The organism is Aliiroseovarius marinus (assembly GCF_050881025.1).
GTDB classification, from domain to species: domain Bacteria; phylum Pseudomonadota; class Alphaproteobacteria; order Rhodobacterales; family Rhodobacteraceae; genus Aliiroseovarius; species Aliiroseovarius marinus_A.
Genome location: NZ_JBNNXQ010000001.1, coordinates 378,712 through 385,000 on the forward strand (window position 1 = coordinate 378,712; position 6,289 = coordinate 385,000).

Here is a 6,289-nt window from a genome sequence, read left to right on the forward strand (position 1 = left end):
GTGGCTTCCCGTTTTCGTCAGAATATGACATATGGTGCAGGCGGCGTTGCGGCAAGATATCTTGCACTCCGGCCGCAGATGGTATACTGCGGTATACAGCACTTGGATTCCCTGTCGGTCAGAGGTGGCCGGACAAGGTAGCCGCAAATTCGAACACCCAACCGTTGGACATGTCATGAGCTTGTATACAGACTACCTAGCCGAAATCGAAACACGCAAAGGCGAAGGGCTGAACCCAAAGCCGATCGACGATGGCGCCCTTGTTGGCGAGCTGATCGAACAGATCAAGGACAGCGGCAATGAGCACCGCGACGCCTCGCTTGATTTCTTCATCTACAACACCCTGCCCGGCACCACCTCGGCCGCGGGCGTGAAAGCCGCTTTCCTGAAAGAGATCATTCTGGGGCAGGCCACCGTGGCCGAGATCACCCCAGAATTTGCCTTCGAGCTTTTGTCGCACATGAAAGGCGGCCCCTCGGTGAAGGTTCTTCTGGATCTGGCGCTGGGTGATGACGCCGCAACGGCCGCGCAGGCCGCAGACGTGCTGAAAACCCAAGTGTTCCTTTACGAAGCCGACACTGACCGTCTGGACGAGGCTTACAAAGCTGGCAATGCCGTCGCCAAGGAGCTTTTGGAAAGCTACGCCAAGGCCGAGTTCTTCACCAAGCTTCCCGAGGTGGAAGAAGAGATCAAGGTGGTCACCTATATCGCCGGTGTGGGCGACATCTCGACCGACCTTCTGTCGCCTGGCGCCGAGGCACACTCGCGCGCCGACCGTGAACTGCACGGCAAATGCATGATCAGCCCCGAAGCGCAGGTGGAAATCCAGGAGCTGCAAAAACAGCACCCCGACGCCCGCGTCATGCTGATCGCTGAAAAAGGAACCATGGGTGTTGGCTCGTCGCGTATGTCGGGCGTGAACAACGTGGCGCTCTGGACCGGCAAGAAAGCCAGCCCCTATGTGCCCTTCATCAACATCGCCCCCGTCGTGGCGGGCACCAACGGCATCTCGCCCATTTTCCTGACCACCGTGGGCGTGACCGGCGGCATCGGCATTGATCTGGACAATTGGGTCAAGAAGCTGGACGCAGACGGCAACGTGATTGAAGACGAAGACGGCGAAGCCGTGCTGGAAGAGGCCTATTCGGTCGCAACCGGCACCGTTCTGACCATCAACTCCAAGACCAAAACCCTGCATGACGCCGACGGAAAAGAGCTGAAAAGCGTTGCCGCCGCCTTCACCCCGCAGAAGATGGAGTTCATGAAGGCCGGCGGCTCCTACGCTGTGGTCTTCGGCAAGAAGCTGCAAACCTTTGCAGCCGAAGCTCTGGGACAAGAGCTGAAATCGGCTTATGCACCGTCGAAAGAGATCACCGCAGAAGGTCAGGGCCTGACCGCTGTTGAAAAAATCTTCAACCGCAACGCATTGGGCACCACGCCGGGCGCGACCCTGCTTGCCGGGTCCGACGTACGCGTGAAAGTGAACGTGGTGGGCTCGCAGGACACCACCGGTCCGATGACCGCGCAGGAACTGGAGGCGATGGCCGCCACCGTGATCTCGCCCTCCGTGGACGTAGGCTATCAGTCGGGCTGTCACACAGCCTCTGTCTGGGACAAGAAGGCACAGGCCAACATCCCGAAACTGATGCAGTTCATGAACGATTTCGGCCTGATCACCGCGCGTGACCCGAAGGGCAAATATCACGCGATGACCGACGTGATCCACAAGGTGCTCAATGACATCACCGTGGATGACTGGGACGTGATCATCGGCGGCGACAGCCACACCCGTATGTCCAAAGGCGTGGCCTTCGGTGCAGACAGTGGCACCGTGGCGCTGGCGCTGGCCACCGGCGAGGCCTCGATGCCGATCCCGGAATCGGTCAAGGTGACCTTCAAGGGCCAGATGGCTGAACATCTGGACTTCCGCGACGTGGTGCACGCCACCCAGGCGCAGATGCTGGACCAGCATGGCGACAACGTCTTCCAGGGCCGCGTGATCGAAGTTCACATCGGCACGCTTCTGGCGGACCAGGCCTTCACCTTCACTGACTGGACGGCCGAGATGAAGGCGAAAGCCTCGATCTGTATCTCAAACGACGAGACGCTGATCGGCTCGCTTGAGCTGGCTAAATCGCGCATCCAGATCATGATCGACAAAGGCATGGACAATGAAGCCCAGCTGCTTCAAGGCCTGATCAACAAAGCCGACGCACGCATCGCGGACATCAAGTCGGGCGCCAACCCCGCGCTGGCACCGGATGCAAACGCGAAATATTTCGCCGAGGTGGTCGTCGATCTGGACGCCATTGACGAACCGATGATTGCTGACCCGGATGTGAACAACGAAGACGTGTCCAAGCGCTATACCCACGACACCATCCGCCCCGTGTCCTACTACGGCGGCGACAAGAAGGTGGATCTGGGCTTTGTCGGCTCGTGCATGGTGCACAAGGGCGACATGAAGATCCTGGCGCAGATGCTGAAAAACCTCGAGAAGACGATGGGCAAGGTCGAATTCAACGCGCCGCTGGTTGTGGCCGCCCCGACCTACAACATCATCGACGAGCTGAAGGAAGAAGGCGACTGGGACATCTTGCAGAAATATTCGGGCTTCGAGTTCGACGATCTGTTCCCGAAAGCCCAGGCACGGACCGAATACGAGAACATCATGTATCTTGAACGTCCGGGCTGTAACCTGTGCATGGGCAACCAGGAGAAGGCTGCCAAGGGCGACACGGTTCTGGCCACCTCGACCCGCCTGTTCCAGGGCCGCGTGGTGGGCGACCTGCCTGAGAAGAAAGGCGAAAGCCTTCTGGCCTCGACCCCCGTCGTCGTTCTGGCGGCCGTTTTGGGCCGCACGCCTACAATGGAAGAATACAAAGCCGCGGTGGAAGGCATCGACCTGACAAAATTTGCCCCGCCGCTTGCGGTTCCGGCAACAACCAAGTCGGCGCATTTCTGATCTGCTGCTGACAGCCTGCGGCCTCGCAGGTTACTAAAAGCAAAGGAGCGGCTTGAGATATCAGGCCGCTCCTTTTTTGTCAGAGATGCTCGGGTTCCGGGCCCCAACCCGGGGTTAGAGACGGTGATGGTTCGTATTGGGCAGTAGACCAATAGTTTAGTGTCCAGACATCTCTGGTTTCACTTTGCTTTCCAGAAAGCTCACTATTTGCTCTACCCACTGCCGCGCTGTGTGTCCGTCAGCCGGATAGTGATAGTAGTTTCCTAACTTGGAGAGTGCATTGAATCCATCGTTTGCATCCTCAGGCAGCGTCTCTGCCAACGTCCGTAGGATCTTTGATATCAGCTCTATATCCTGATCATCGGATTCCGTTTCAAACAGAGCGGCAAAGAGCTTCCGGTTACGACCACTAGTTTACCTTCGGCACTGTCGGATATTGGGTCCCCGTCCCCCCCCTCGACGCAAAACGCCGCCGGCATTTCTGCTCGGCGGCGTATTGTTTATTTTCATCGTTGAGAGAATATTGGCTCTTTGCTAGGTTTGGCGGTGACCTACTCTCCCACACCTTAAGATGCAGTACCATTGGCGCAACCGTGCTTAACGGCCGAGTTCGGGAAGGGATCGGGTGTTTCACTGGTGCTGTGACCACCAAACCGAGTAAAGAGCCAAGTCAAGTATTACTGTGTGTATGCTTTTGATTGATAGTAGAAAGTCTATCTTCTACTGGATCAAATCAAGCCTATCGGACCATTAGTACCGGTCAACTGAACATGTTACCATGCTTACATCTCCGGCCTATCGACGAGGTAGTCTACCTCGGTCCTCAGGGATACCTTGTTTTGAGGGGGGCTTCCCGCTTAGATGCCTTCAGCGGTTATCCTGTCCGATCATAGCTACCCAGCACTGCCGTTGGCACGACAACTGGTCCACCAGTGGATCGTTCACCCCGGTCCTCTCGTACTAGGGGCAACTCCTCTCAAGTATCCTACACCCACGGCAGATAGGGACCGAACTGTCTCACGACGTTCTAAACCCAGCTCACGTACCTCTTTAAACGGCGAACAGCCGTACCCTTGGGACCTGCTCCAGCCCCAGGATGAGATGAGCCGACATCGAGGTGCCAAACACTGCCGTCGATATGGACTCTTGGGCAGTATCAGCCTGTTATCCCCGGCGTACCTTTTATCCGTTGAGCGATGGCCCTTCCACTCGGGACCACCGGATCACTATGGCCGTCTTTCGACTCTGCTCGACTTGTCAGTCTCGCAGTCAGGCTGGCTTCTGCCATTGCACTCAACGAGCGATTTCCGACCGCTCTGAGCCAACCTTCGCGCGCCTCCGTTACTCTTTAGGAGGCGACCGCCCCAGTCAAACTACCCGCCACACAGGGTCCCGGATCCGGATAACGGACCGCGGTTAGACATCAAACAGAACAAGGGTGGTATCTCAAAGGAGGCTCCCTCAGAACTGGCGTCCTGAGTTCAAAGCCTACCACCTATTCTGCACATGTTGTGTCTGATGCCAGTGTGAAGCTGTAGTAAAGGTGCACGGGGTCTTTCCGTCTAACCGCGGGAAGCCTGCATCTTGACAGGCAATTCAATTTCGCTGAGTCGATGTTGGAGACAGCGGGGAAGTCGTTACGCCATTCGTGCAGGTCGGAACTTACCCGACAAGGAATTTCGCTACCTTAGGACCGTTATAGTTACGGCCGCCGTTTACCTGGGCTTCAATTCGGAGCTTGCACTCCTCCTTTTAACCTTCAGGCACCGGGCAGGCGTCAGACCCTATACGTCGTCTTGCGACTTCGCAGAGCCCTGTGTTTTTAGTAAACAGTCGCCACCCCCTGGTTTGTGCCCCCAGTCAATACTTGCGTAGAAACTGGGCCTCCTTCTCGCGAACTTACGGAGGTATTTTGCCGAGTTCCTTCAACATCGTTCTCTCAAGCGCCTTGGTATACTCTACCTATCCACCTGTGTCGGTTTAGGGTACGGTCTCATGGAAGGCTATTTCCAGGAACCTCTAAGCAGCCCATTCAATCCGATAAGGATGAACTACCTTCGAGATCCGTCACATCTTCCTGGCCCAGGAATATTAACCTGGTTCCCATCGCCTACGCCTTTCGGCCTCGGCTTAGGGGCCGGCTTACCCTGCTCAGATTAGCTTTAAGCAGGAACCCTTGGATTTTCGGCGAGGGGGTCTCTCACCCCCTTTGTCGCTACTCATGTCATCATTCTCACTAGTGATCTCTCCACGGGATCCCTCACAGGCCCGCTTCATCGAAAGCTCCGATCCTCAAATGATCTGCGAACAGATCTAATGAGGAATGGAACTATGTCACACTACGCTCTGCTACCGCGTACACAAAAGTGCACACCCTAAGCTTCGGCTCATGGCTTGAGCCCCGGTACATCTTCGCCGCAAGACAACTTAAATTAGACCAGTGAGCTGTTACGCTATCTTTAAAGGATGGCTGCTTCTAAGCCAACCTCCTGGTTGTTTTGGTCGTCTCACCTGCTTTCCCACTTAGCCATGAATTAGGGGCCTTAGCTGTAGGTCAGGGTTGTTTCCCTCTCCACAACGGACGTTAGCATCCGCTGTGTGTCTGCCGGATAGTACTTCTCGGTATTCGGAGTTTGATTAGGATCAGTAAGGCTGTGGGCCCCCATTACCCATTCAGTGCTCTACCCCCGAGAGTATTCGTCCGACGCTCTACCTAAATAGATTTCGCAGAGAACCAGCTATCTCCGAGTTTGATTGGCCTTTCACCCCTAGGCACAGCTCATCCCGATCTTTTTCAACAGATGTGGGTTCGGTCCTCCAGTGCGTGTTACCGCACCTTCAACCTGGCCATGCCTAGATCACTCGGTTTCGGGTCTGATCCATCTAACTCATTCGCCCTATTAAGACTCGCTTTCGCTGCGCCTACACCTAACGGCTTAAGCTTGCTAGATAGACCAAGTCGATGACCCATTATACAAAAGGTACGCCGTCAGCCCTCAAGGGGCCTCCGACTGATTGTAGGCGTTCGGTTTCAGGTACTGTTTCACTCCCCTCGTCGGGGTGCTTTTCACCTTTCCCTCACGGTACTGGTTCGCTATCGGTCAGTAAGGAGTACTTAGCCTTCGAGGGTGGTCCCCCGATGTTCAGACAGGATTTCACGTGTCCCGCCCTACTTAATACGTCCAATCGTGCTTCATATACGGGACTGTCACCCACTATGGTTGCGCTTCCCAACGCATTCTATCCACACTCATGGCTCGGCTGGTCCCCGTTCGCTCGCCGCTACTAGGGGAGTATCTGTTGATTTCCTTTCCTCCGGGTACT

The 6,289-nt window shown here is 55.9% G+C and carries 1 protein-coding gene and 2 rRNA genes (1 of these 3 cut by a window edge); 1 reads left to right on the plus strand and 2 read right to left on the minus strand.

Annotated features, from left to right (window positions below):
* Positions 1 to 175: 175 nt before the first annotated feature.
* Complete coding sequence (locus tag ACRY08_RS01775) at positions 176 to 2,965, plus strand: bifunctional aconitate hydratase 2/2-methylisocitrate dehydratase (protein WP_432448116.1); 2,790 nt, start codon at positions 176 to 178, stop codon at positions 2,963 to 2,965.
* Positions 2,966 to 3,503: 538 nt separating this feature from the next.
* Here ACRY08_RS01775 and rrf read toward each other — a convergent pair.
* Both rrf and ACRY08_RS01785 read right to left on the minus strand, forming a co-directional pair.
* Positions 3,504 to 3,618 (minus strand): 5S ribosomal RNA (rrf, locus tag ACRY08_RS01780).
* A gap of 76 nt (positions 3,619 to 3,694) precedes the next feature.
* Positions 3,695 to 6,289, minus strand: a 23S ribosomal RNA gene (locus ACRY08_RS01785) (it continues 241 nt past the right edge of the window).